This is a genomic window from Streptomyces sp. NBC_00249, assembly GCF_026342355.1.
Lineage (GTDB): Bacteria > Actinomycetota > Actinomycetes > Streptomycetales > Streptomycetaceae > Streptomyces.
This window is the reverse complement of the sequence record NZ_JAPEMV010000005.1, coordinates 613,852-638,385: the sequence shown is the minus strand read 5'-3', so window position 1 is coordinate 638,385 and position 24,534 is coordinate 613,852. Positions and strand designations below refer to the sequence as shown.

The window sequence follows — 24,534 nt, the reverse complement described above, 5'->3', positions numbered from 1 at the left end:
GCTATCGGCCGCCCTGTTCCGCCCCGGTGAGCTCCCGGTCCAGGACCGTCACCAGCCGGGCCCGCCCCGAGCCTCCGCGCGCCTGGTCCAGCCGCAGCCGGGCGCCGCGGCCCGCCAGCGCCAGCGTCATCAGCTGGTTGCCGAACCACGGGCCGCCCGTACGCCGCCAGCTCAGCGGTGGCCGGCCGGTCCGCCCGTGCCGCGAGAAGCCGCGCCCCAGCCAGCGGCCCAGCCGCGACCAGCCCAGCCGGAACCCCCACTTCACCGCCGTGTGGATGGAGTTGTGGACCGGGGAACAGGTCAGCTGGAACACCCGGGCCGTGCTGGGTATTCGGGGCTCGGCCACGTACGCGTGATGGACGTCCCCGGAGAGGACGCACACCGTCGCGGGGGCCCTCGGGCCCGTCCCCACCTCCTCGATCAGGTCGCTCAGCGCCGCGAACGACGGCGGGAACGCCGCCCAGTGCTCCAGATCGCTGCGCCGCCGCAGGTCCTCCCCGATCCGCGCCCAGCGCGGCCCGCGCTCGCCCCGGCACAGCGCGGCATTCCACACCTCGGCGTCATGGATCAGCGGCGGCATCAGCCACGGCAGGGAGGAGCCGATCAGCAGGTGGTCGTAACCGCCGTGCCCGGTCAGCGCGTTCTCCCGGAGCCAGAGCTGCTCGGCCGGGTCGAGCATGGCGCGGCCGTCCTCGGCGAGTACCCGCGCCGCCCGGGTGTCCACCATCAGCAGCCGGTACCGGCCGAAGTCCCGCCGGTAACTCCAGCGGACCGAGCCGGGATCGGCGTCGGCGGTGGCCGCGAAGGCGCGCAGCGTGTCCGTACCGTCCGGGGTGGCGCGGACCGCCCCGTACAGTTCGTCCGCCTCGAGTTCGGCGGGGGAGAGGTTGCCCAGGTGCTGGTGGACCCAGTACGACATGAGCCCGCTGAGCACCCGCTCCTGCCACCACGGTGTCGCCCGCATCTCCGCCAGCCACGCCGCGCTCGTGTTCCAGTCGTCTATGACGTCGTGGTCGTCGAACATGTGCAGGCTCGGCACGGTCGACAGCAGCCAGCGGATCTCGGGGTCGAGCCAGGACTCGTAGTAGAGCCGGGTGTACTCCTCGTAGTCCGCGACCTGCGCGCCCGGTGCCTCCCGCAGGTCCCTGCGGGCCGCGAGCCACTGCCTGGTCTCCCGGGACAGCTGGTCGGCGTAGACCTGGTCGCCGAGCAGGAGCAGGACGTCCGGCCGGACCGCTTCCGGGTCGGAGGCGAGCCGCGCGGCGAGCGTGTCGAGGGCGTCGGCGCCGTGCGGCCCGCGCCTGCCGGCGGGCGGCGCGGCCTGCCGGCAGGACCCGAACGTGACCCGCAGCCCGGGCGCCGGCCGCCCGGGGCCGCCGCCCACCGCCGGGGTGGTGATCGTGCTCGGCGGGAAGCCGCCGTCGGCCGCGGGCCACACGAGGACGCCGTCGAGCCGTACCTCGTAGGCCGTGGTGGTGCCCGGCGTCAGGCCCGTGACCGGTATCAGCGCGTAGTGGTGGCCGGTGATCTGGAAGGTGCGGGCGCTGCCCCCGGACCCGTCGGCGCACCGCACCTCGGCCGTGCACGGGCGGTCCGCCTCCACCCATATGGTGGCGGAACCGCCGGTGTCCCAGTCGACGTAGCGCAGCAGCGGTCCAAGACGCAGTCCGGCCATCCAACTCCCCCTCCTCAACAGCCTTTCGATCACGGTACGGGGTGGAGGGGGAGCCTGGCCTCCCCCTGGCGGGGGAGAGCGGGGGTGAAAGCCCGGAGGGGGAGGCCAGGGGAGGGAGGGGAAGGGGCGGCCGGCCGGGGTCAGCAGCCGTTGAGGAGGTTCACCAGGGCCGTCTTCTCGCCGGAGTCCATGCTCAGGCCCCAGTACTGCTTCACCTGGACCCACATGCGGGCGTACGTACAGCGGTAGTCGGTCCGCGGCGGCAGCCACTTGCCGGGGTCGAGGTCGCCCTTGGCCTGGTTGACGTTGTCGGTGACGGCGATGAGCTGCGGTCGCGTGAGGTCGTTCGCGAACTGCTGGCGCTGCGCCGTGGTCCAGGAGCTGGCGCCCGAGCGCCAGGCCTCGGCGAGCGGGACCATGTGGTCGATGTCGATGTCGGACGCGACCGTCCAGGTGGCACCGTCGTACTCGGAGTACCAGCTTCCGCTGACGGAGGCGCAGGCGGAGTCCGTGACGACGTTCACGCCGTCCCGCTTGAGGACGGTCTCGCGGGTGTTGCAGGTGCCGGAGACGGTGCTCCAGTGCGGGAACAGGCTGCGGCTGTAGCCGCTGAGGGAGCCCTCGGCGGCCGGTGTGACCGTGGCCAGGTAGGAGCGGGCCGCGGCGGCGCTGATGGGGGTGGGCGGGGAGGCCAGCGCGGCGGGGGCGTTCACGAGCGAGGTGAGGGAGGCCAGCGCGACGGCGGAGGCGAGGACGCCCGCCCGGCTGATGCGACGCGCGTAGACGGCGGGCGTGCGGAGGGATATGAGGGGCATGAGGGGCTCCCTGGATGCGGGGGGTGGTGGCCGTTCCGCCCCGGCGGGGCGCGGCCATGGTGGCGGCGCCAGGTGTCGCGGGGACGGGCGCCAGGTGACAGGTTGCCGACATGGGCACGTCACATCAAGGTGGCCAAGTCCCCCGGTTCAAGCGGAAGTTGAGATTCCGTGGGTGGGGGTGGGTGAGACGGCGGGGCAGGCTGGGGCCAAGCTCACATTCCGGGCGGCTTCAGGGGGCGGACGTCGTCACGTACCCTGGACGGAGCAGAAGGGGAGTAGCTCTTCGCCGGACCGTCGACATACTGCTGGGTCACACCAGCCGGCGCCCGGAGGCAGGCCGCGTCAGCGGTCGGCCAGCGAGACCTTCGGCCGCAGTGTCCTGTCCGCGTGACGCGCGCAACGCGTCGCGCGTTTCCACACCCCAGGGCGCCGCCGAGCCGAAGCGACCCCTGAAACACCCCAGGTCTCTCGGTACCGCTGGCGTCCTGCCCGACCGATCGAGGTTCCACCCCGTGTTCAGCTTCAGCGTCCTGGCGATCGCCTTCGGCGTCGTCTTCCTCGCCGAACTCCCCGACAAGACCGCCCTCGCCGGTCTCATGCTCGGCACCCGCTACCGCGCCTCCTACGTCTTCGCGGGCGTCGCCGCTGCCTTCGCCGTGCACGTCGCGCTCGCCATCGCCGCGGGCAGCGTGCTCACGCTGCTGCCGCACCGGCTGGTCCAGGCGGTCGTCGGCGTCCTCTTCCTCGCGGGCGCGGCCATGCTGCTCCTGAAGAAGAACGACGAGGACGAGGAGGTCAAGGCGCCCGCCGACCAGTCCTTCTGGAAGGTGTCGGGGGCCGGCTTCATGCTCATCCTGGTGGCCGAGTTCGGTGACCTGACGCAGATCATGACGGCGAACCTCGCCGCGCGCTACGACAACCCCGTCTCCGTCGGCCTGGGCGCGGTGCTCGCGCTGTGGGCGGTCGCGGGCATCGGCATCCTGGGCGGGCGCACGCTGATGAAGTACGTGCCGCTGCGGCTCATCACGAAGATCGCTGCGGGGGTCATGGCGGCGCTGGCCGCGTTCTCGCTCTACGAGGCGATTGCGGGGTGAGCCGCCCCTTTTTTTGGGGCGGTGGGGTTCCTTGCGGGGCCGGGGCCGGGGCCGTAGTCGGCCCCGGGCCCTGGGTTTGCGGGGCTGCGGTCTGGGGCTGGCTGGCCTGCGGAGTGCGGCCTGCGGCCTGCGGCGTGCGGCCCCGGGTCTCCGGGTCTCCGGGGCTGCCCTGAGTCTTCGGGGCCGCGGGCCTGAGGGTGGGTGCCGGTGGGTTCCGGGGCAGGGGCTTGGGCGTTGCTTGGCGGTGCTGTCTTGGCCCGGGGCTCATCCGTTCCGATCCGCTCCTCGGTGCCGGACGGTTCGGGGCGGTGGGCAGCCCGTCCGTGAGGGCCGGGTCCGGCTACGGGGCTTCCGGGTTCCGGAAGGCGCGGAGGCGGGTGGCTGACCGGGGCCGGTGTCCCGCGTTGGTGGGGGAGCTCCGGGTGGTTCGCCCGGGGCGGTGCGGGTTCGGTGACGCCGTCTGCCTTGCGGGTGCGTGCCCGGGCGGCTCGGAATGCCGGTGCGGGCGGTGGACCGTGCCGTGGTGAGGGATCGCCTGGTGCCCGGGGTGGTCTCTTCGGATCTTGCCGGGCAGGCCCCGTGGTTCGGTGCCGTGGGGTCTTCCCAGGCCCGCAGGGGCGAGGGGGAGTATCGGCGTGTACTCGCGTGCTCAGCCAGCGTGGTGAGGTGCGGTGGCGGGCGGCGCGGGCCGGGCGGGATCAGGAAGGGATGGCTTGGGCGGTCCGGCCGCTCGCCCGGTCCTGTGGAGGCCTCAGCCGTGGCCCACCGCGTCGGAACCCGGACAGGGCGCTCTCCAACGTCCGGCCGCGAGGGCCGTCCTGACGGTGACCGGGGTGCGTTCGTCGGGTGGCGGGCTTCGGGGGCCCGGCGTCTCCGGACGCCGGTGCTGGGCGGGCTGATGTCCCGTGGGGCGGGTGCGCTCCGCCTGGGTGGTGGCGCCGTCCGGCCCGGGTGCGTTCGTCGGGTGGCGGGCTTCCGGGACCCGCCGTCACCGGGGCCCGGTGTCGGGCGGGGCTGGTGTCTGGGGAGGTGGGTGCGCTCTGCCTGGGCGTGGCGCCGTTCGGGGTGCCGGGGCCGCCCTTGGGTGCGCGGTTTCGGAGCGGTGGCGGTGCCGGGCCGTTCGTCGGCGCTTTGCTGTGCCCGGTGGCCCGGTGGCCCGGTGGCCCGGTGGCCCGGTGGCCCGGTGGCCCGGTGGCCCGGTGGCCCGGTGGCCCGGTGGCCCGGTGGGCGTGGGGTCAGGTGGTCGGGGTGAGGGTCAGGTGGATCGTGCCGTCGGCGGCGGTGGTGACGTGGATCGACGTCAGGTCGGGGACCTGGGCCGTCGGGCCGTGGGCGGCGGCGCGGGGGCCGATGCCGATCACGCGCATGCCGGCCGCCAGCCCGGCGGCTATGCCGGCGCCCGAGTCCTCGAAGACCACGCAGTCGGCCGGATCCACGCCCAACTCGGCCGCGCCCTTGAGGAAGCCCTCGGGGTCCGGCTTGCTGGCCCCGACGGACTCGGCGGTGACCCGTACGTGCGGCATCGGGAGGGCTGCGGCCGTCATCCGGGCCTCGGCCAGGGCGGCGTCGGCCGAGGTGACCAGCGCGTGCGGCAGGCCGGCGATCGCGGCCATGAACTCCGGTGCGCCGCCGACCGGCACCACGCCGTCGGTGTCGGCGGTCTCGCGGGCGAGCATCACCTTGTTCTCGGCGTGGTTGAGCTCCATCGGGCGCTCGGGCAGCAGGATCGCCATCGTGGCGTAGCCCTGGCGGCCGTGGACCACCTTGAGCGCCTCCTGCGGGTCCAGCCCGTGGGAGAGCGCCCACTCGCGCCAGCAGCGCTCGACCACCGCGTCGGAGTTGACGATGGTGCCGTCCATGTCCAGGAGCAGGGCCTTGGCGGTCAGGACGACGGGGGCGGTGGCGGTGGTGGTGCTGGCCGGCATCGGCGGGGCTCCAGACGGGGCGGGAAAGAGAACAAGTGGTTCCGTCCACCGGTCAGGGATTGCGGACGGAACCACTTTGTTTCTTCACGATACAAAATCGGGAGCGGTTCGCGCCACCGCCGGCGGAGTGACCTATCCCTCCAGGGCGCGGCGGGTCGCCGGACCGTAGACCCCCCAGGGGTCCTCGTAGACGCCGCTCTCCATCTGGAAGTCCTCCACCGCGCTCTCCACCGAACGCCCGAACTTGCTGTCGAACCTGCCCCGGTACAGGCCCTGCTCCGAGAGCAGCCGCTGGAGCTTCAGCACCTCGGGGCCGGAGTCCCCGTGCCGCAGGGTCGGCGCCAGGGCCGGCGGGGGCGTGGGCTTCGGGCTGGGGGAGCGGCTCGCGCTCGCCGACGGGGTGGGGGACGGCGGGGCGGAGGAACGCGAGGCGCTCGCCGACGGGGACGGGGACGCGGAACGCGACGCGCTGGCCGACGGGGACGGCGACGCCGACGCGGACGGGGACGCGGTCGGACTGCCGGAGCCGTCCGAGGGGACGGCCGGGGCCGCGCTGGCGGGAACGGGAGGGTTCGGGTCGACCAGGGCGGTGTCGCTCGACCCGGAGTCGGAGAACATCCGCACTCCCAGCGCGAGTACTCCGGCGGCCACCACCACTGCTGCTGCGGAGGCCAGCAGCGGCAGCCGCCGCCGCCGCTGCGGTCCGGGTCCGGGCGCGGGGGCCGTGGAGGCGTACCCGGGCGCCGGGTACGCCTGCGGCGGGACCGCCCGGAGCTGCACGGTGTGCTCCACAGCGGCCGGTACGGGTAGCCCGTACGCGGGAGTGTCCGTCTCCCGGGCCCCCGCCGGGGCCGACGGCTCGGCGGGGGGAGCCGGTATCGGCGGCACCACCGGCAACACGGAGGTCGCGTCCTCCCCACTCGGCTCCGCCGGGAAGGGGGTGGGGTGACCCTGCGCGTGCGGCGGCGCGGCTGCGGGCAGGCCGGGCGACGCCGTCGGGGAGGGGCCGGGCTGGTCCTGCGCACCCTGCGGCGCCGCCGGGAACGGGCCCGGGAAGCCTCCTGCGCCGTGCGGCGCCGCCGGGAACGGCTGGGGCTGGCCCTGCGCGCCTTGTGGCTCCGCCAGGGAGGGGCCGGGCTGGTCCTGCGCACCGAGCTGGCCGTGCGGAGTCGAGGGGCCTTGCGCGGCCTGCGGCGCGGTCGGGGTGATGCCGGGCTGGTCCGGCGCGTCCTGCGGCATCGCCTGACCCGGCGCACCGGGCTGGCCCTGGGGGCTCGGCGGCGCCGCCGGGAACGGGGCGGGGTAGCCCTGCTCGCCCTGGGGCGTCGACGGGAACGGGCCGGGCTGGCCCTGGGCGCCGTCGGGTGCTGAGGGGAACGCCTCAGGCTGGCTCTGCGGGCTCGGTGGCGTCGACAGGTAGGGCCCTGAGTGGCCCTGTGAGCCCTCCGGGGCCGATGGAGATGGGTCGGGCTGAGCCTGCGTGCCGAGCTGGCCCAGGGGTGCCGTGGGGAACGGGCCGGGGTGGCCTTGGGCGTCCTGGGGCGCCGAGGGGAACGCCTCAGGCTGGCCCTGCTGGCCCTGCTGGCCCTGCTGGCCCTGCTGGCCCTGCTGGCCCTGCTGGGTCGGCGGGGTCGGTGGGGCCGACGGGTAGGGGTCGGGCTGGGCCTGTGTGCCCTGCTGGCCCTGCTCGGCCGTGGGGAACGGGCCGGGGTGGCCCTGGGTGCCCTGGGGTGCCGTCGGGACCACCTCAGGGTGGGCCAGCTGGGCTTGGGTGCCGTGGGGTGCCGGCGGGAACGCTTCAGGCTGGCTCTCGGATGCCGGCGGGAACGGGCCCGGGTGGGGTGGCAGGGGGAACGGGGTGGGGGCCTGGGGGCTGGGGTGGGACAGGGCGCCCAGGACTGGTTGGGGGGTGGGTGGCTGTTGGCCCGGGTCGGGCATGGCCACGTACGGGCGGATGCGGAGCGGGTTGAAGCCCACGCCCGCCGTGCACCCGCAGTCGGCGCCCACGACGCCGCATTCTGGACAGCGCTCAGCGCTCACTGGAATCCCTCCCCTGGCCAATGCCTGCGATTATGCAGACCCCTCACGTCCTGCCCAACCCGCCCGACAGGCCATAACGGGACACACCACTCAGGATGGAGATGTTGATCCGGCCTGAGGCCTGAGGAGGAGTCCATGGCTCAGGATGTGACGGCTTCGGCCGTGGAGCCCGGTCCCGGCGCCGAGCGCGCCTCCCGTGAGGTGCTCGTGTCGATCGGGGCCCTGCTGCTGGGCCTGCTGATCTCCTCCCTCGACCAGACCATCGTCTCCACCGCGCTGCCCACCATCGTCAGCGACCTCGGCGGCATGGCGCACCTGTCGTGGGTGGTCACCGCCTACATGCTGGCCTCCACCGCCGCCACGCCCCTGTGGGGCAAACTCGGCGACCAGTACGGGCGCAAGAAGCTCTTCCAGTACGCCATCGTGCTGTTCCTCATCGGCTCCGCGCTGTGCGGACTCGCCCAGAACATGCCGCAGCTGATCGGTTTCCGCGCCCTCCAGGGCCTGGGCGGCGGCGGGCTGATGGTGCTGTCGATGGCGATCGTCGGCGACATCGTCCCGCCCCGCGAACGCGGCAAGTACCAGGGCCTCTTCGGCGCCGTCTTCGGCGCGACCAGCGTGCTCGGCCCGCTGCTCGGCGGGCTGTTCGTCGACCACCTCTCCTGGCGCTGGGTCTTCTACATCAACCTCCCCATCGGTCTGGTCGCCCTCGTCGTCATCGCCGCCGCCCTGCGCATCCCGGCCCGCTCCACCCGGCACACCATCGACTACCTCGGCACCTTCCTCATCGCCGCCGTCGCCACCTGCCTGGTCCTCGTCGCCTCCCTCGGCGGAACCACCTGGAGCTGGGGCTCGGTCCAGGTCGTCGTCCTCGCCGTCCTCGGTGCCGTCCTCCTCGTCGCCTTCCTCCTCGTCGAGCGGCGGGCCGCCGAACCCGTGCTGCCGCTGGGCCTGTTCCGCATCCGCACCTTCACCCTCTGCTCGGTGATCAGCTTCGTCGTCGGCTTCGCGATGTTCGGCGCGATGGTCTACCTGCCGACCTTCCTCCAGGTCGTGCGGGGCGTCTCGCCGACCATGTCCGGCGTGCACATGCTGCCGATGGTGCTCGGCCTGCTGATCGCCTCCACCGTCTCCGGTCAGATCGTCAGCCGCACCGGACGGTGGAAGGTGTTCCCCATCCTCGGCACCGGCGTCACCGCCATCGGACTGCTGCTCCTGCACCAGCTGGAACGCACCAGCTCCGACTGGGAGATGAGCGTCTACTTCTTCGTCTTCGGCGCCGGACTCGGCCTGGTCATGCAGGTGCTGGTGCTGGCCGTGCAGAACTCCGTCAGCTACGCCGACCTCGGCGTCGCCACCTCCGGCGCCACCTTCTTCCGCTCCATCGGCGCCTCCTTCGGCGTGGCCATCTTCGGCACGATCTTCACCAACCGGCTCGGGAACGAGCTCTCCGGAGCCCTTGCCGGTGCCCCGCTGCCGCCCGGGACGAGCGTGCAGCGGCTGGAGGCGGACCCCAGGGCCATCGGGGCACTGCCGGCCGAGCTGCGCCCCCGGCTGCTGGACGCCTACTCCACCGCCATCACGGACGTCTTCCTCTACGCCGCGCCCGTCGTCCTCGTCGCCTTCGTGATCGCCTGGTTCCTGAAGGAGGACAAGCTCCGCGGATCCGTCACCGCCCCCGACGTGACCGAGACCCTCGCCTCCAACCCCGTCGAACGCTCCTCCCACGACGAGGTCGCCCGCGCGCTGTCCGTGCTGGGCACCCGTGAGGGACGCCGCCACGTCTACGAGAAGATCACCGAGAAGGCCGGCTACGACCTCCTCCCCGCCGCGAGCTGGCTGCTGCTGCGGATCAACAAGTACGGCTCGGCCGAGCCGGCGATGCTCGCGGAACGCACCGTGGTCCCCCTGAAGGCCATCACGGACGCCGCCCGCCAGGTGGAGGAACGCGGCCTCGCCGTGCGCGACGGGCTCCCGCTCGTCCTCACCGACCGGGGCCGGCAGGTCGCGGCCCGGCTGTCCCGGGCGCGCCAGGAGTCACTTGCCGAGCTGCTCGGCGACTGGTGGGGCCCCGACCGGCCCACGGACCTGGTCAAGCTGGTCGAGGAGATCAACCGGGAGCTCTGCGGATCCGACGCCGAGGAGCCCTACGACACCTTGCCGCGCCGGGATCATTCCGCCCACTGAGCGAGCGGCTTCTCGAACCAGTGCTCGGCGTACGGACCGGAGTTGTACGCAGGTATCTCCCGGTACCCGTGACGCGCGTACAAGGCGCGGGCCTCCACCAGATCGCTCCGGGTGTCCAGGCGCACCCGCTCGGCGCCCAGCCCGCGGGCCGCCTCCTCCAGCGCGGCGAGCAGCGCCGCCCCGCCGCCGGTGCCGCGGCTGCGCGGGTCCACGTAGACGCGGGTGAGCTCGGCGGTCACCGGATCGAGCAGCCGTACGCCCCCGCAGGCCAGGGGTACGCCGTCCCGCCGGCCCACCACGAAGCGGCCCCGCGGCGGGGCGAGCCGGTCCGGCGTGTCGTCCAGCATTCCCTCGTCGATCTCGGCCTCGGTGACGGACCGCTCCCAGTACCGGCCGGCGACCTCCGCGTAGTACGCGCGGCGCAGGACGGTGGCGTCCGGGGTGGTGAAGGGCTCCTCGGTGACCGTCCAACCAGGGCCCTGGCCGGTGCCGGGGCCCCGACCGACGGTGATCGTGTTCTTGTCCATGGCGTCATTGTGGAGTGCCCCGGCCGCCGCCCGCGTGGAATATCCACACGCACGGGCACATGATGGGAAAAGGTGAAAATACGGCCAACGGAGGGTGTGAATCGACATGTCGGAGCATCCGGACTGTGCACTGATCCGCCGCGGCTACGAGGCCTTCGGCAAGGGCGACATGGAGGCGCTGGGCGCACTGATGACGGCCGACGTCATCCACCACGTGCCCGGCAACAACCCGCTCTCCGGGCACCACAAGGGGCGGGAGGCCGTCCTCGACCTCTACCGCCGCCTCGGCGAGGAGACGCAGGGCACCTTCCAGGTCCACGTCCACGCGGTCATGGCGGACGGCCGGGGCCACGCGATGGCCTTCCACACCGCCCGCGGGGACCGCGGCGACCGGGGGATCGAGATCCGCGAGGGACTCTTCTTCACCATCGTCGGAGGCAAGATCACCGACATCGACGAGTGCACCGAGGACATCGACGAGAACGACGCCTTCTGGAGCTGACCCGAGCAGGGCAAGGGGAGAGGGCCCGGGGCGCGCCCCGGGCCCTCTCCTCACCACCGCCGGCTCACGCCTGCTTCGGCGCCGCCTGCTGCACGACCTCGAACGACCACACCGACGAACCGGAAGCCGCCGGCTTCGGCCGCTCGCCGCCGCCCGCGCCCCCACCCTGGTGCGCGGCCTTCATCGGACCCTCCATCCACGCCTGGAAGTCCTCCTCCGAACGCCACCGGGTGTACACGAGGTACTGGTCCGTGCCCTCGACGGGACGCAGCAGCTCGAACCACTCGAACCCGTCCGAACCCTCCACGGCGCCCGCCCGCGAGGCGAAGCGCTGCTCCAGCACCTCGCGCTGCTCGGCCGGCACGGTCAGTGCGTTGATCTTCACGATGCTCATGCCCGCCATCCTAGGGATCGGCCGCGGGATATCGTCGACCCCGGTGAGCAACCGGGGCACGAAACGCGGCGGGAGGACGGCGAGGCGTGGCTGATGCGGCGGAGCGCAGCGGTGCGGACGGACATGCCGGGGTCATAGGCGGTAGCGGCAGACTCGGGGTGGCGCGCCTCCTGCTGTGGGCGCTCGCGGCCGTCCTCACCGGCCGGCAGGCCGTCGCCGTGCTGAGCGAGCCGTCCGGGGAGTGGCTCGGCGGCTTCGGCCTCTCCGGACCCGCGGCCGCGGCCCCCGGATCCCTCTACGACGCCGCCCAGTTCACCGGCACCCCCTTCGGCGGCCTCGTCCTCAGACCGTTCCTCGGCCTCGCCGCCCCCTCCCTGGAGGTGGCCTGGGCCTGCGTGACCCTGCTCCTCGTCACCGCCGTCGGCCTGGTCGCCGCCCGCGCCCTGCCCGACCCCGTACCCCGCCGCACCGCGTGGCTCGCCGCGCCCGTGCTGGTCGCGCTGATGATGGTCTCGCTGCCCGTCCGCGAGGCCGGCTCCCCCGGGCAGGCGGCCGTGCTGCCCGTACTGCTGGTGCTCCTCGCCGTGTTCCGGGTGCCCGCCGAACGCCCGGCAGGCTTCCTCGTCGGCCTCGCCGCCGCGCTCCAGCCCGCCCTGCTGCTCTTCGCCCCGATGCTGTGGCTCTCGGGCCGCCGCACCACCGCGCGGGCCGCCGCCGTGACCTTCGCCGGAGCCACCGCGCTGTCCTGGGCCTCGCTGCCGCGCGACTCGTGGACGTACTGGGTCGAGCGCCTCGCCGGTACCGGTCTCGGCGCCGCCCCCGACGACCTCGCCAACCAGTCCGTGCACGGCGCCCTGTTGCGCCTGGGCCTCGGCGGCCCCGCCGAGATCGGGCTCTACCTCGTCCTCGCCGCCGCCGTCGCCTGGATCGGCCTGCGCCGCGCGGCCGGCTACGCCCGCGACGGCCAACTGCTGCTCGCCGTCGCCGTCACCGGCTGCGTGGCCGTCGCCGTGTCCCCGGCCGGCTGGCGCCACCAGCTGCTGTGGGTGCTGCTCGCGGTGGCCGGCAAGGTGGGCCGGCGCGCCGCCGACCGGCCGGTGTGGCCCGTCGCCGTCGTCCTCGCCGTGACCCTGCCGAGCGCCGTGCTGCTGCCGAACCTGGCCGCGCTGGCCCCCGTACGCGACAACGTGCTGCTGCTCGCGGCCCTCGCGGCGGCCTGCGCCGTGCCGTTCCTGCCGCGCTCCTCGCCGTACTGGCGCGAGCCCGTGCCCACCCGCTACGGCCGCCCGGCCGCCGCGCGCTGGGCCCGCGTACCGCTGCTGCCGTTCTGGCGGCGGGTGCTGTCCCGCCCCAACCTGCTGCTGGAACTGCTGCTGATACGGGTCGGCTACTCGCTCTACTCGCACATCCGGGCCGCCGCCCCCACCAGCCGCTCCCTCGCCGAGGGCAACGGCAGCCTGATCCTCGGCATCGAGCGGGCGCTGGGCATCGACATCGAGCACGCCGTGAACCACGCGGTGGTGGACACGGCGTGGTTGGAGGGGTTCTTCAACTTCTACTACACCTCCTTCCACTTCGTCGTCCCGCTCACGATCCTGGCGGTCCTCTACTGGCGCCGCCCCGCCGACTACCGCTGGGCGCGGGCCTCCCTGGGGCTGGCCACCGTCCTGGCGCTGGCCGGGTTCTGGCTGTTCCCGCTCGCACCGCCGCGGCTCATGCCGGGCCTCGGCTTCGTCGACACCGTGCACGGGGTGCAGGACCTCGCGAACCCGTCCTACGGGGCGATGACCGCGATCTCCAACCAGTACGCGGCGATGCCCTCGCTGCACTTCGGCTGGTCCCTGTGGTGCGGGGTCGTGATCGTCACGCTCGCGCCGAAGGGGTGGCAGAAGCTCCTCGGGGCGCTCCACCCGACGGTCACGGTGTGCGCGATCGTGGCCACCGCCAATCACTGGGTGCTGGACGCGGTGGGCGGGGCGGGGGTCGTGGCCGCGGGCTTCGGGTTGGTGCACGTGCTGTCCGGGCCGCGTCGGCTGCGGGCGGGCCTGCCTTTGCCGCGGGGCGCGGGGGCGTCGTCCGTGCGGGTTCCGCAGGCGTCCGGCCGTACGTAGGCCCCGGTGCGGCCGAAGGGGCCGCCGGGGCAGTGCTGCCCCGGCGGCCCCTTCGGTGGATCGCCGCTGTCTGTAAGGATCGCCCCGTTGCGGCGGGTCCGCCACCCGAACGGGCGCGGGTCCGTTGCCGGGGCGCTGCCCCGAGCCCCGCGCCTCACACGCCGGCGGGGCTGAAATGGGCGGGCCCCGGTCAGTCGGTGGTGACCCGGAGTTCCTTGATGCCGTTGAGCCAGGCCGCGCGCAGGCGCCGCGGGGCCTCGCCGGTGAGGCGTAGGTCGGGGAGGGTGTCGGCGAGGGCGTTGAAGATCAGGTCGATCTCCATCACGGCCAGGGACTTGCCCAGGCAGAAGTGCGGGCCGCCGCCGCCGAAGCCGAGGTGGGGGTTCGGGTCGCGGGTGATGTCGAAGGCGTCCGGGTTCTCGAAGACCTCGGGGTCGTGGTTGGCGGAGGAGTAGAACATCCCCACCCGGTCGCCCGCCTTGATCTTCTGCCCGCCCACCTCGGTGTCCTGGGTGGCGGTGCGCTGGAAGGACACCACGGGGGTGGCCCAGCGCACGATCTCCTCCGCCGCGGTGGCCGGCCGGGTCGCCTTGTACAGCTCCCACTGCTCGGGGTGGGTGAGGAAGGCGTGCATGCCGTGGCTGATGGCGTTGCGCGTGGTCTCGTTGCCGGCGACGGCGAGCAGCAGCACGAAGAAGCCGAACTCGTCGGAGCCCAGGTTGCCCTGGCCCTCCGCCGCGACGAGCTGCGTGACGATGTCCTTGGCCGGGCACTCCTTGCGTTCGGCGGCCAGGTTCATGGCGTAACCGATGAGCTCCATCGCCGCGTTGGCGCCGACCTCCTCGGTGATCGCGTACTCCGGGTCGTCGTAGGCGATCATCTTGTTCGACCAGTCGAAGATCCGGGCCCGGTCCTCCTGCGGTACGCCGATCAGCTCGGCGATGGCCTGGAGCGGGAGTTCGCAGGCGACCTGCGTGACGAAGTCGAAGCTGCCGTCGGCCGATGCCGCGAGCGCCTCCTCGGCGATCTTCCGGGCCCGGTCGCGCAGGGCCGCCTCCAGGCCGCGGATGGACCGGGGGGTGAAGCCCCGCTGCACGATCTGGCGTACGCGGGTGTGTTCCGGCGGGTCCATGTTCAGCATGATCAGGCGCTGGGCATCTATCTGTTCGCGCTGGATGTGCTCGTTGAAGCGGATGATCGCGGTGTTGGTGGTGGAGGAGAAGAGCTCCGGGTGCGTGGAGACGTACTTGACGTCCGCGTGCCGGGTGACGACCCAGTAGCCCTCGTCGTCGAAGCCGGTGACGCCGCGCCTCTGGGGGCACCACCACACGGGGGCGGTCTGTCGCAGCCGGGCGAACTCCGGGAAGGGGACCCGCTCCTGGAGGAGGTCGGGGTCGGTGGCGTCGAAGCCTTCGGGCAGCGCGGGACAGGGCATCGGGCGACTCCAAAGTCTGACGGCCCATCAGAAGTTGGCTTGAAGGTAGTAACGAGTTCTAGAAGTGACAAGGGTTCCCGCGCCAACTGTTGCGTGTGGAATCCGTGTAAGCCGCGTGCAAGACCCTTGCGTGCCGGGCCTCCAGGTCATAAGACTGCGGGGGAGAACTAGAACGCGTACTAGTTCGGGGTGCTGGTTCGGGCGGGGCGCCGGGACGGCCCGCCCCGACGGCGCCGTGCCGTACAGATGTGCAGGAAGGGACGAGCTCATGGCCGCGGAACCCGTCATCGTCGAAGCCGTACGCACCCCCATCGGGAAACGCGGGGGCGCCCTGGCCAACCTCCATCCGGCCTACCTGCTCGGCGAGACCTACCGCGAACTCCTCGCCCGGACCGGAATCCAGCCCGACTGCGTCGAGCAGATCGTCGGCGGCACCGTCACCCACGCCGGCGAGCAGTCGATGAACCCGGCGCGCAACGCCTGGCTCGCCATGGGGCTGCCCTACGAGACCGCCGCGACCACCGTGGACTGCCAGTGCGGCAGCTCGCAGCAGGCCAACCACATGGTCGCCAACATGATCTCCGGCGGAGTGATCGACGTCGGCATCGCCTGCGGGGTCGAGGCCATGAGCCGCGTCCCCCTGGGCTCCGGCTCCAAGCACGGCCCGGGCAAACCCTTCCCGGACGAGTGGAACGTCGACCTCCCGAACCAGTTCGAGGCCGCCGAGCGCATCGCCCGCCACCGCGGCCTCACCCGCGAGGACGTCGACACCCTCGGCGTCCTCTCCCAGGAGCGGGCCGCGGCCGCCTGGGCCGAGGAACGCTTCAAGCGCGAGACCTTCGCCGTCCAGGTCCCCACCATCGAGGCCGAACAGGCCGCCGGTCAGGGCATGTGGCGCCTGGTCGACCGGGACGAGGGCCTGCGCGACACCAGCATGGAGGGCCTCGCCCGCCTCAAGCCCGTCATGCCGACCGCCGTGCACACCGCCGGGAACTCCTCCCAGATATCCGACGGCGCCGCCGCCGTGATGTGGGCCTCGCGCAAGATGGCCCGCGCGCTCAAGCTGCGCCCGCGCGCCCGGATCGTCGCCCAGGCGCTCGTCGGCTCCGACCCGCACTTCCACCTCGACGGGCCGATCGACGCGACCCGGGCCGTGCTGGGCAAGGCGGGGATGTCCCTCAGGGACATCGACCTCGTCGAGATCAACGAGGCCTTCGCCTCCGTCGTCCTCAGCTGGGCGCAGGTCTTCGGGCAGGACCTGGAGAAGGTCAACGTCAACGGTGGCGGCATCGCGCTCGGCCACCCCGTCGGCGCCACCGGCGCCCGGCTGATCACCACCGCGCTGCACGAGCTGGAACGCCGCGACAAGGAGTTCGCGCTGATCACCATGTGTGCGGGCGGGGCGCTGGCCACCGGAACGATCATCCAGCGGCTGTAGGACGTACGCGGCGGCGCGGCCGAGGGGGTGCCGCTCGCGAAGACCCTGTGGGATGGGAAGCCGAAGGCCCCGGGGGCCGGACCTGGGGAGGCCGGCCACCGGGGCCTTCGCATGCGTGTGTCTGGCTGCTACCGCCGGCTGCTACCGCTGGTGGTTTTTAGTACCAGTGGTTGTTCTGCCAGAAGTTCCAGGCGCCGACGGGGCTGCCGTAGCGCTCGTTCATGTAGTCCAGGCCCCACTTGATCTGGGTGGCCGGGTTGGTCTTCCAGTCCGAGCCCGCCGAGGCCATCTTCGAGGCCGGCAGGGCCTGGACCAGGCCGTAGGCACCCGAGGAGGAGTTCGTGGCGGTGTAGTCCCAGCCGCTCTCGTGCGAAACGATCTTGTTGAAGGCCGCGAACTGCGCCGGGTCCTTGATCATCTGCTGGGCGATCGCCTTGGCGCTCGCGGGGGCCGCCTGGGCGGGCGCCGCGGCGAGCAGGGAACCGGCGACGCCCAGGGCGAGGACGGAACCCGCGAGGGTCTTCTTCGAGGCGGCGATGCGGCGGATGACAGCGTTGGACACGGATGAACCTTCCGAAGGGGACAAGGACGGTCGCGGCATGCCGGGACATGCGTGAGCCACTCACACGGGGGAGAGGGGATCCGTCGGCGGCGGGTGAAGCACCCGTGCCGCCTGGCGACTCATCCAGTTCTACAGACCGCCGGCAGGGCTGGCAACGACGCCGCTTACTAGTGGACCTCGCAGCGGGGGCGCAACGGCCCGGAGGCAGGGGTGGGGGTGTCCGCGCAGGTGGGAGGCGGTGCCAGGTGGTGCGTACGGGGGCTTTGAGGACTACTAGCCCGGCTCGTATGTGACCTGGGTCCTGTGGGGCGGGTCACCGGCACAGCGCCGGAATCTCACCTGCTGTAACTGTTCGTACCCCTTTGGCGGGGGTGGTCGGGGGCGGATTCCGCCCCCGAATCGAAGGAGACGGGCGCCTCGAACGCCGCCTTCCTGGTGGCCCGGCGCAACGCCTTCAGCAAGGTGGCCCCGAGCGTCAGCGTCAGCACGACGGTCAGCGCCGCCCGCCCCAGGTCCCAGCCCAGCGAGGTCGCCAGACAGTACGCGGCGAAGCGCGCCAGGTTCTCCGGCACCGGGTCACCCGGGTGGAAGGACACGCCCTGGCCCATGCCCTGCAGCAGCACCCAGCCCTGCAGGTTCATGACCGTCCCGTACGCGAACGAGCCGAGGAACCCGTACGCCGCGAGCATCGCCAGCTCGGCCCGCCCCCGGATCCGGGCCGGCCCGGGCAGCAGCCCCGCGCCCAGCGAGAACCAGCCCAGCGCCAGCATCTGGAACGGCATCCACGGCCCGACCCCGCCCGTCAGCAGGGCGGAGGCGAACATGGTGACGGCGCCCAGCACGAAGCCGAAACCCGGTCCGAGGACGCGGCCGCTCAGCACCATCAGGAAGAACATGGGCTCCAGCCCCGCCGTCCCCGCCCCCAGCGGGCGCAGCGCCGCGCCCACGGCGGCCAGTACGCCCAGCATCGCGACGGCCTTGGCGTCCATGCCCTGATCGGCGATGGTCGCCACCACCACGCCCACGAGGAGGGGGAGCAGGGCGGCGAACAGCCAGGGGGCGTCCTGGGAGTGCGCCAGACCGGACTGGCGGTCGGCGAGGAGGGGCCAGCCGAAGGCGGCTATACCGATCAGGGTGACGAGGACCAGGGCCGCGGCGGCGCGGGGGCCGATGCGGATGGGGCGGGCGGGGTGGGTGGGGTGGCTCATGGGGTGGCCGCCGTCGTTTCCAGGGCGGCGGCCACCTGGGAGACCGTGAGCCAGTGGCCGGGGGCCAGGATCTTCGCCACCTGCGGGGCGAACGCCGGGGAGGAGACGACCACCTCCGCCGTCGGACCGTCCGCGACGATCTCGCCGCCCGCCAGGATGACCACCCGGTGCGCCAGCTCCGCGGCCAGCTCCACGTCGTGCGTGGCCAGCACGATGGCGTGCCCCTCGGCCGCGAGGGTGCGCAGCAGCTCGATCAGGCGGGCCTTGGCGGCGTAGTCCAGCCCGCGCGTCGGCTCGTCGAGGAGCAGCAGGGCCGGTCGGCCCGTCAGCACCAGGGCCAGGGCCAGGGTCAGCCGCTGCCCTTCGGACAGGTCCCGGGGGTGGGTGTCGTCCGGTACGTCCGGCAGCAGGGCGTTGACCAGACCGCGGCAGGTGCCGGGGGCGGCGCCCGCGTCGGAGTCGGCGGCGGCGCACTCGGCGGCGACGGTGTCGGCGTAGAGGAGGTCCCGGGGCTCCTGGGGCACCAGGCCCACCCGGCGGACCATCTCGGCGGGCGGCGTACGGTGCGGGGCGCGGCCCCCGACGGTCACCTGGCCGGTGGTGGGGGCGAGGGTACCGACGAGGGTGGCGAGGAGGGTGGACTTCCCGGCGCCGTTGCGGCCCATGAGGGCGACGGTTTCGCCGGGGGCGACGGTGAGGGTGACGTCGCGCAGGACCTCTGCGCGGGCGCGGCGGACGGTGAGGGCCGTTGCGCTGGCCGCTGTGGGGGTGGGGGCGGGTGCGTTCCCGCTGCGGCGCAGCAGGCGGGCGAGTGAGCCGCTGCGCGGGGCCTCTCCCCCACCCCGCCCCTTCCCGAAACCAGGGGCTCCGCCCCCGGACCCCCGCGCCTCAAACGCCGGCGAGGCTGAAAGATCCAGCCTCGCCGGCGTTTGAGGCGCGGGGTCCGGGGCGGAGCCCCGGGAAGCGGCGGCGCGCGTGGACGCGGGCAGGGTGGGGGTCGAGGCCCCGGGCGGGGTGCAGGAGGACAGGCGGGACCTGAGCGGAGCGGCGAGGCGGCGGGCGTCGCGGATCGAGAGGGGGAGGGGGGACCAGCCCGCGAGGCGGCCCAGGGAGACCACCGGGGGGTGGACGGGGGAGACGGCCATGATGTCGGCCGGGGTGCCGAGGACCGGGGCCTCGCCCGGGGCGGGCAGGAGCAGGACGCGGTCCGCGTACTGGACCACCCGCTCCAGCCGGTGCTCCGCCATCAGCACGGTCGTGCCCAGGTCGTGCACGAGGCGTTGCAGTACCGCGAGGACCTCCTCCGCCGCCGCCGGATCGAGCGCGGAGGTGGGTTCGTCCAGGACGAGGACCTTCGGGTGCGGGGTGAGGACCGAACCGATCGCGACCCGCTGCTGCTGCCCGCCGGACAGGGTGGCGATGGGGCGGTCGCGGAGTTCGTTCAGGCCGAGGAGGTCCAAGGTCTCCTCCACGCGGCGGCGCATCACCGCGGGCGGCAGGCCCAGGGACTCCATCCCGTACGCCAGCTCGTCCTCCACCACGTCCGTCACGAAGTGCGCCGGCGGGTCCTGGCCCACCGTGCCCACCACGTCCGCGAGCTCCCGCGGCCGGTGAGTGCGCGTGTCACGGCCCGCGACCGTGACCCGCCCGGTGAGGGTGCCGCCCGTGAAGTGCGGGACGAGCCCGGAGACCGCGCCGAGCAGGGTGGACTTGCCGACCCCGGACGGGCCGACGAGCAGGGTCAGCTCACCCTCCGGGAGGGTGAAGTCCGCGTCGCGGAGGGAAGGGTGCGGGGCGCCGTCGTACGTGACCGACACCTGCTCGAAGCGGATCACCGGGGGGACTCCTTGGACGACGGCGGAGGGACGGGTGCCACGAAGGCCGGGAGCAGGCCGATCAGGACCGCCGCCGCCGGCCACAGCGGCAGCGTCGGCACGACCAGCGGGACCACGCCGGGCCGCAGCGCCTCCGGGTCCACCGACGCCGCGTGGATCAGCAGGGCCGCGACCGCCGCCCCCGAACCGGCGACCAGCCACGCCCGCAGCCCCCACCGGTCCGGCCGGTAGCGGGTGCGGATGCTGCGCCGGCCGCCGAGCCGCAGTCCGGCGAGGGCCAGGACCAGGCCGATGCCGAGCACGGGCAGCCCGTACGCGGCGCCCTCGGCGGCGAGCAGCCCGTACGTGCCCGCGCACATGCCGAGCAGTCCGCCGAGGGTGAGGACGTTGGTGGTGTGCCGTACCGCGGGCGGGACCTCGGCCGTACGGCCGTAGCCGCGCGCGTCCATCGAGGCGGCCACGGCCACCGACCGCTCCAGGGCGCCCTCCAGGACCGGCAGCCCGATCTGGAGGACGGCCTTCACCCCGCCGGTGGGGCGGCCGCGCAGCCGGCGCGCGGTCCGCAGCCGGGCCACGTCCGCGACCATGTTCGGCGCGAAGGTCATGGCCACGACCACGGCCACCCCCACCTCGTACAGGGCGGCGGGCAGCGACTTCAGCAGCCGCGCCGGATTGGCGAGCGCGTTGGCGGCGCCCACGCAGATCAGCAGGGTGGCCAGTTTCGCGCCGTCGTAGAAGGCGAACACCAGCTGCTCGGCGGTGACCCGCCCGCCGAAGCGGACGCCCTGCGCCCACGACGGCAGCGGCACCTCCGGGAGGGTGAACAGCAGGTGCGTGCCGGGGATCGGCGAGCCCAGCAGCACGGAGAAGACCAGCCGCAGCCCGATCACGAACAGGCCGAGCTTGACGAACGCCCCGTAGGAACGGGCCCACGGCGCGTCCGTACGGCGGGCGGCGACCACGTACCCGGCGACGCCGACGATCATCCCGAGGAGCAGCGGATTGGTGGTCCGGGAGGCGGCGGTGGCGAGCCCGAGGGCCCACAGCCACCAGGCCCCCGCGTGCAGCGCGTTGCTGCGCCGGGCCTCGGGAGCCCGCCAGGGGTGGTCCTTCTTCCTGTACGTCGGCCCGTGCGGGGCGCCGGCCCGCCCGGCCGCGCCGGACCGGGCCGGGGGTGCGCCCGCGGGTGCCGCGCCGTGGGTGGTGCGCCGCGCCCCGGCCGGACCGGTCATCGCTTGCGGCGGCGGGACTGCCAGACGGTGGCCGAGCCCAGGGCGAGGAGCGCCGCGATGCCCAGGAACAGGCCCGCGGAGGGGAGGGAGGAGTTCTCGGACCCGGAGTCGGACTCGGCCTCAGGAGCGGCCGGCGCCGACGCCGACGCCGGCGGCTTCGGTTCCGCGTCGGCGATCGGTTCGCCGCAGCCCGTCCTCGGGTAGCCCGAGATCCCGCACAGCAGCGCCGCGCCGTTGTAGCGCAGCGGCTTCGCCACCTCCGCCAGCGCCTCGGCGGCCGTGGCCTCCGGGGCCACCTGGGCGCAGGCGGTGCGCGGGGCCTCCTGCGGCGGGGTCTCGCCGCCGGGGGCCTCCGCGGGAAGCCCGAAGTCGACGACGATCCCGATCCGCTTCTTGCCGGCGGCCGGGGCGGTGCCCGCGCAGGCGGCGTCGAAGTCGGCGGCGGCGCGCGGCTTGGCCGCCTCGTCCCCGGCGTCCTTGCTCACCGCGAAGCGGAAGCCGAGCACCGTGCCGTCCGCCGGCCGGGCCGTGGACGGCCCCTGCGTGGCGTACGCCCAGGTGCCGCCCGTACCGTCCCAGAACGACCAGTAGCGGTAGCTCGCCGCCAGCGCCGGGGTCGCGGCGAACAGGGTCAGGGCGAGACCCAGGACGCCGAGGAGGCCGAGGAGCCCCCGCGGACGGGGACCGCCCGTCACAGCTGGTTCTTCTTCCGGCGGCCGCTCAGCAGGATGCCGATGCCCATGCCGGCCGCGGCGCCCGCGCCGATGATCCACCAGATGTTCTGGCCGCCGGAGCTCTTGTCCTTCTTGCTCTCGACGGGGGTGGCGTCCGCGTCGGCGGCCTGCGGGGCGGGGCCGGTCGCGTTCAGCGCCGTGACCAGGTCGGCGCCGCCGAAGGCCTTCGGGTCGGTGCCCGTCGCGTGCGCGACGAGGACGAGGGTGCCCAGCGCCGCCGGGTTGCCCTGCGACCACTGGGCGGAGTTCTTCTGGAGCCACTCCAGGGCGCCCGCGGCCGACTGCCGGTGCCCGGCCGCGGCCAGGGCGATCACGGCGTCGGCGGTGTTGCCGGTGTCGGGGAGGGGCTGGTCCGCGCCCGGGGTGACGGCCGTCAGGTGGCCGTCCTTCTTCAGGGCCTCGGCCAGGTAGCCGGCCGCGCCCTGGGCGGCGCCCGTCGCGTCGGCGGAGCCCGCCGGGCAGGCCAGGGCGGCGGCCGGGGTGTCCGTACCGGCCGGGTCGACGAGGAGGCCCTTGCCGAGGCCGGCCAGCGCGGCGGCGGCCGTGGCGTCGGCGTTGGCGGCGAGCTTGCCGTCGGCCGGCTGGTACCCGAAGGCGCCCCGGTCGGCGGCCGGCTCGGCGGAGCAGCCCAGCTGGAAGGAGAGGAGGCCGTCGTACGCGGACTTGCCGGCCTTCGACTTCACCTCGGCCGGCTTCTCGCCGGCGACGGAGAGGGCGCTGGCCACGAGGGAGGTCGAGCTGCCCTCGCTGGGGGAGCCCGGGACGTAGGCCCAGCCGCCGTCCTCGTTCTGGACGGACTTCAGCCAGTCCACGCCCTTCTTCACCGTGGCGTCCTGCCCGCCGAGGGCCTTCAGGGCCTGTACGGCCATGGCGGTGGCGTTGGTGTCGAGCGCGGTCGTCGCGTCGCAGGCCTTGGCGGCGTCCGCGCGGAAGGAGGCGAAGCCGCCGTTCGCGCACTGCTGCGCGAGGAGCCAGCGGACGGCCTCCGGGGCGGGCTTCGCCCCGACGGTCCGCTGGGCGAGCAGCGCGATCGACTGGCGCCACACCCCGTCGTACGTCGGATCGGCCTTGCCGAACAGGCCCGACGGGATCACCGGGGGCGCGGAAGGGGCGGCCGGCGGGGCGGTGTCGGCGAGGGCGGCGGGCGCGGAGACCGCACAGAGCACGGCGGAGGCGGCGAGCGCGGCGGCGCTGCGGCGGACGTTCATGGCGGGGCGGGTGCCTCTCGTGCTGGGGGGCGGGAGGCAGGCACGCGAAGGCACCGGGCTCCGGCTCCGTTTACCTCGACGGTGCCGGCCGCCGGGGGCCCCGACGGCACGAGCCGCGCACCTCCGGCACGGGGCATTCCGGCTTGCGTCCCGCACGCGGCGGGCCGGGTCACGGCTGCGGGTCAGCGCCGGATTCGCACCGGCTTCCCCCCGTCCGGAAGGATGGACGACGGGCTCACTCTACCGGCCCGTAGCCCCCGGACCGGGGGGCACGGCCCCGCAGCGCCCCTTACCGGCCACCCCGCCGGAGCGGCCCCGCGCGGCGGCCCGCCCCGGTCCCCCGGTCAGGTGGCGCGGTACTCGACCGGGTCCGTGCCCGGGACGGCTTCGGCGCGGCCCGCTTTGACCAGCCGCCGCAGGTGGGCCTCCGCTTCCGAGACGGCGATGTTCCGGGAGCCGTACGGGATCTGCGCCCAGGGCCGGTTCCACTCCATCCGTTCCGCCAGCGCCCACGGGGTCAGGGGCCGGGCCGCCAGCAGGGCGTGCAGTCCGGCGAGCCGTTCCTCGTGGTGGGCGAGGAGCTCCCGTACGCGGGCGGGCGCGTCGGTGAAGGCGTGCTGATGGGCCGGGAGCACCTCGGCCGGGCCCAGGCGGCCGATCCGTTCGAGGGAGTCGAGGTAGTCGCCGAGGGGGTCGGTGACGCGGTCGCCGGACGGGTCCTCGTAGAGGCCGATGTGCGGGGAGATCCCGGGCAGCAGGTGGTCGCCGGAGAAGAGCCGGCCGTTGCCGGGCAGGCGCGCCGGGTGGGCCTCCTCCAGGTGCAGGCAGACGTGGCCGGGGGTGTGGCCGGGGGTCCAGATCGCCCGCAGCCGGCGCCCGGCGAGCGGCAGCAGCTCGCCGGGGACGATCTCCCGGTCGGGAACGGCGGCCCGCAGCCCGGGCAGGGCCGGGGTCCGGCCGGCCGCGCGGGCCGCCCGGAGCGGGGCGACGTGCTCCTCGGGCGCTCCGGCGGCGGCGAGCTTGTCGCTCATGTAGTCGAACCAGACTCCGGGCTCGGCCGAGCGGGTCCGTACGACGACCTCGGTGTCGGCGGCGTGCATGGCGATCCAGGCGCCCGAGGCCTCCCGGACCTGCCCGGACAGGCCGTGGTGGTCGGGGTGGTGGTGGGTGATGACCACCCCGTGCACATCGGCGACGGCGGTGCCGAGCGCGGCGAGTCCGGCGGTGAGGGTGTCCCAGGAGCGGGGGTCGTCCCAGCCGGTGTCGACGAGGACGGGGCCGCGGTCGGTGTCGAGGACGTGGACGAGGGTGTGTCCGAGGGGGTTGTCGGGGATCGGGACCTTGACCGCCCACACCCCGCCGCCGTGGTCGGTCACCTGGGGCGCGTCCGCCGGCGCGCCCCCCGGTGTGCCCTGTGACGTGTCGTGCGCGATGCCCTCTGGCATGAGACCCCCTGGAGTGACAACAGGAACATGTTCCACTGGTAGCCCAAGTCGACCATCTTCGCCCCCTCCTGACTAGTCACCAGATCTTCCGGGCTGTTCCGTCCTGGCCGTGGACTCCTCGAACTAGAACTGGTATCAGTTTCGAAACGCCCAGCCCCAGGAGGCAG

The 24,534-nt window shown here is 73.9% G+C and carries 21 protein-coding genes and 1 riboswitch; of the genes, 7 read left to right on the top strand and 14 right to left on the bottom strand.

Annotated elements, in window-relative coordinates:
- Position 1 precedes the first annotated feature (1 nt).
- Positions 2 to 1,675, bottom strand: a complete 1,674-nt coding sequence (locus OOK31_RS24665) for an alkaline phosphatase D family protein (protein WP_267089483.1) — start codon at positions 1,673 to 1,675, stop codon at positions 2 to 4.
- Positions 1,676 to 1,815: 140 nt separating this feature from the next.
- A complete protein-coding gene (locus tag OOK31_RS24660) occupies positions 1,816 to 2,490 on the bottom strand; it encodes an HNH endonuclease family protein (protein WP_267089482.1) in 675 nt (224 codons plus the stop codon).
- A gap of 512 nt (positions 2,491 to 3,002) precedes the next feature.
- On the opposite strand from OOK31_RS24660, the gene OOK31_RS24655 reads away from it, so the two are divergent.
- Positions 3,003 to 3,584 carry a TMEM165/GDT1 family protein gene (locus OOK31_RS24655; RefSeq protein ID WP_267089481.1) on the top strand — a complete coding sequence of 194 codons (582 nt, stop codon included), beginning with the start codon at positions 3,003 to 3,005 and terminating at the stop codon, positions 3,582 to 3,584.
- 1,235 nt (positions 3,585 to 4,819) lie between these two features.
- Here the strand turns inward: OOK31_RS24655 and OOK31_RS24650 are convergent.
- Positions 4,820 to 5,509, bottom strand: a complete 690-nt coding sequence (locus OOK31_RS24650; RefSeq protein WP_267089480.1) for an HAD-IA family hydrolase — start codon at positions 5,507 to 5,509, stop codon at positions 4,820 to 4,822.
- 132 nt (positions 5,510 to 5,641) lie between these two features.
- Positions 5,642 to 5,815 (bottom strand): peptidoglycan-binding protein, encoded by a 174-nt coding sequence (locus OOK31_RS24645; protein WP_267089479.1) that lies wholly within the window; start codon positions 5,813 to 5,815, stop codon positions 5,642 to 5,644.
- A 52-nt stretch (positions 5,816 to 5,867) separates the two neighbouring features.
- On the opposite strand from OOK31_RS24645, the gene OOK31_RS24640 reads away from it, so the two are divergent.
- From OOK31_RS24640 to OOK31_RS24630, 3 genes are all read left to right on the top strand, one after another.
- On the top strand, positions 5,868 to 6,458 hold the full coding sequence (locus tag OOK31_RS24640; RefSeq protein WP_267089478.1) for a hypothetical protein: 591 nt from the start codon (positions 5,868 to 5,870) through the stop codon (positions 6,456 to 6,458).
- Positions 6,455 to 6,880, top strand: a complete 426-nt coding sequence (locus OOK31_RS24635) for a hypothetical protein (RefSeq protein ID WP_267089477.1) — start codon at positions 6,455 to 6,457, stop codon at positions 6,878 to 6,880. Before OOK31_RS24640 ends, OOK31_RS24635 begins: the two co-directional genes overlap by 4 nt.
- Before the next feature lie 783 nt (positions 6,881 to 7,663).
- Positions 7,664 to 9,736: a DHA2 family efflux MFS transporter permease subunit gene (locus OOK31_RS24630; protein WP_267089534.1), complete on the top strand. Its 2,073-nt coding sequence runs from the start codon at positions 7,664 to 7,666 to the stop codon at positions 9,734 to 9,736.
- On the opposite strand, the gene OOK31_RS24625 is transcribed toward OOK31_RS24630, so the two are convergent.
- The gene (locus OOK31_RS24625) at positions 9,721 to 10,263 is read right to left on the bottom strand and encodes a GNAT family N-acetyltransferase (protein WP_267089476.1); all 543 of its coding nucleotides are present in this window, start codon (positions 10,261 to 10,263) and stop codon (positions 9,721 to 9,723) included. The genes OOK31_RS24630 and OOK31_RS24625 overlap by 16 nt on opposite strands.
- A 106-nt stretch (positions 10,264 to 10,369) precedes the next feature.
- On the opposite strand from OOK31_RS24625, the gene OOK31_RS24620 reads away from it, so the two are divergent.
- Positions 10,370 to 10,765 carry a nuclear transport factor 2 family protein gene (locus tag OOK31_RS24620; RefSeq protein ID WP_267089475.1) on the top strand — a complete coding sequence of 132 codons (396 nt, stop codon included), beginning with the start codon at positions 10,370 to 10,372 and terminating at the stop codon, positions 10,763 to 10,765.
- A gap of 64 nt (positions 10,766 to 10,829) precedes the next feature.
- Here OOK31_RS24620 and OOK31_RS24615 read toward each other — a convergent pair whose 3' ends face one another.
- Positions 10,830 to 11,159 carry an antibiotic biosynthesis monooxygenase gene (locus tag OOK31_RS24615; RefSeq protein WP_267089474.1) on the bottom strand — a complete coding sequence of 110 codons (330 nt, stop codon included), beginning with the start codon at positions 11,157 to 11,159 and terminating at the stop codon, positions 10,830 to 10,832.
- Positions 11,160 to 11,245: 86 nt separating this feature from the next.
- Here OOK31_RS24615 and OOK31_RS24610 point away from each other — a divergent pair, with 86 nt between their 5' ends.
- A complete protein-coding gene (locus OOK31_RS24610) occupies positions 11,246 to 13,270 on the top strand; it encodes a bifunctional glycosyltransferase 87/phosphatase PAP2 family protein (RefSeq protein ID WP_267089473.1) in 2,025 nt (674 codons plus the stop codon).
- Positions 13,271 to 13,460: 190 nt separating this feature from the next.
- Here OOK31_RS24610 and OOK31_RS24605 read toward each other — a convergent pair whose 3' ends face one another.
- The gene (locus OOK31_RS24605; protein ID WP_267089472.1) at positions 13,461 to 14,705 is read right to left on the bottom strand and encodes a cytochrome P450; all 1,245 of its coding nucleotides are present in this window, start codon (positions 14,703 to 14,705) and stop codon (positions 13,461 to 13,463) included.
- Between the two features lie 268 nt (positions 14,706 to 14,973).
- Here OOK31_RS24605 and OOK31_RS24600 point away from each other — a divergent pair, with 268 nt between their 5' ends.
- Positions 14,974 to 16,143, top strand: coding sequence for a steroid 3-ketoacyl-CoA thiolase (locus OOK31_RS24600; RefSeq protein ID WP_267089471.1), 1,170 nt, complete (start codon positions 14,974 to 14,976; stop codon positions 16,141 to 16,143).
- 157 nt (positions 16,144 to 16,300) lie between these two features.
- Here the strand turns inward: OOK31_RS24600 and OOK31_RS24595 are convergent, their stop codons facing one another.
- From OOK31_RS24595 to OOK31_RS24565, 7 genes are all read right to left on the bottom strand, one after another.
- Positions 16,301 to 16,744 carry a transglycosylase SLT domain-containing protein gene (locus OOK31_RS24595; RefSeq protein WP_267088110.1) on the bottom strand — a complete coding sequence of 148 codons (444 nt, stop codon included), beginning with the start codon at positions 16,742 to 16,744 and terminating at the stop codon, positions 16,301 to 16,303.
- A 296-nt stretch (positions 16,745 to 17,040) separates the two neighbouring features.
- Complete coding sequence (locus tag OOK31_RS24590) at positions 17,041 to 17,913, bottom strand: ECF transporter S component (protein ID WP_267089470.1); 873 nt, start codon at positions 17,911 to 17,913, stop codon at positions 17,041 to 17,043.
- Complete coding sequence (locus OOK31_RS24585; protein WP_267089469.1) at positions 17,910 to 19,748, bottom strand: ABC transporter ATP-binding protein; 1,839 nt, start codon at positions 19,746 to 19,748, stop codon at positions 17,910 to 17,912. Before OOK31_RS24585 ends, OOK31_RS24590 begins: the two co-directional genes overlap by 4 nt.
- Entirely contained in the window at positions 19,745 to 20,980 is a 1,236-nt protein-coding gene (locus OOK31_RS24580; RefSeq protein ID WP_267089468.1) for an energy-coupling factor transporter transmembrane protein EcfT, read from the bottom strand. The genes OOK31_RS24585 and OOK31_RS24580 overlap by 4 nt, the downstream gene beginning before the upstream one ends.
- Positions 20,977 to 21,675 (bottom strand): SCO2322 family protein, encoded by a 699-nt coding sequence (locus OOK31_RS24575; protein ID WP_267089467.1) that lies wholly within the window; start codon positions 21,673 to 21,675, stop codon positions 20,977 to 20,979. Before OOK31_RS24575 ends, OOK31_RS24580 begins: the two co-directional genes overlap by 4 nt.
- Entirely contained in the window at positions 21,672 to 22,922 is a 1,251-nt protein-coding gene (locus tag OOK31_RS24570) for a prenyltransferase/squalene oxidase repeat-containing protein (protein WP_267089466.1), read from the bottom strand. The genes OOK31_RS24575 and OOK31_RS24570 overlap by 4 nt, the downstream gene beginning before the upstream one ends.
- A 131-nt stretch (positions 22,923 to 23,053) precedes the next feature.
- A riboswitch (cobalamin riboswitch) is annotated at positions 23,054 to 23,132 on the bottom strand.
- Positions 23,133 to 23,266: 134 nt separating this feature from the next.
- The gene (locus OOK31_RS24565; RefSeq protein WP_267089465.1) at positions 23,267 to 24,367 is read right to left on the bottom strand and encodes an MBL fold metallo-hydrolase; all 1,101 of its coding nucleotides are present in this window, start codon (positions 24,365 to 24,367) and stop codon (positions 23,267 to 23,269) included.
- Positions 24,368 to 24,534 lie beyond the last annotated feature (167 nt).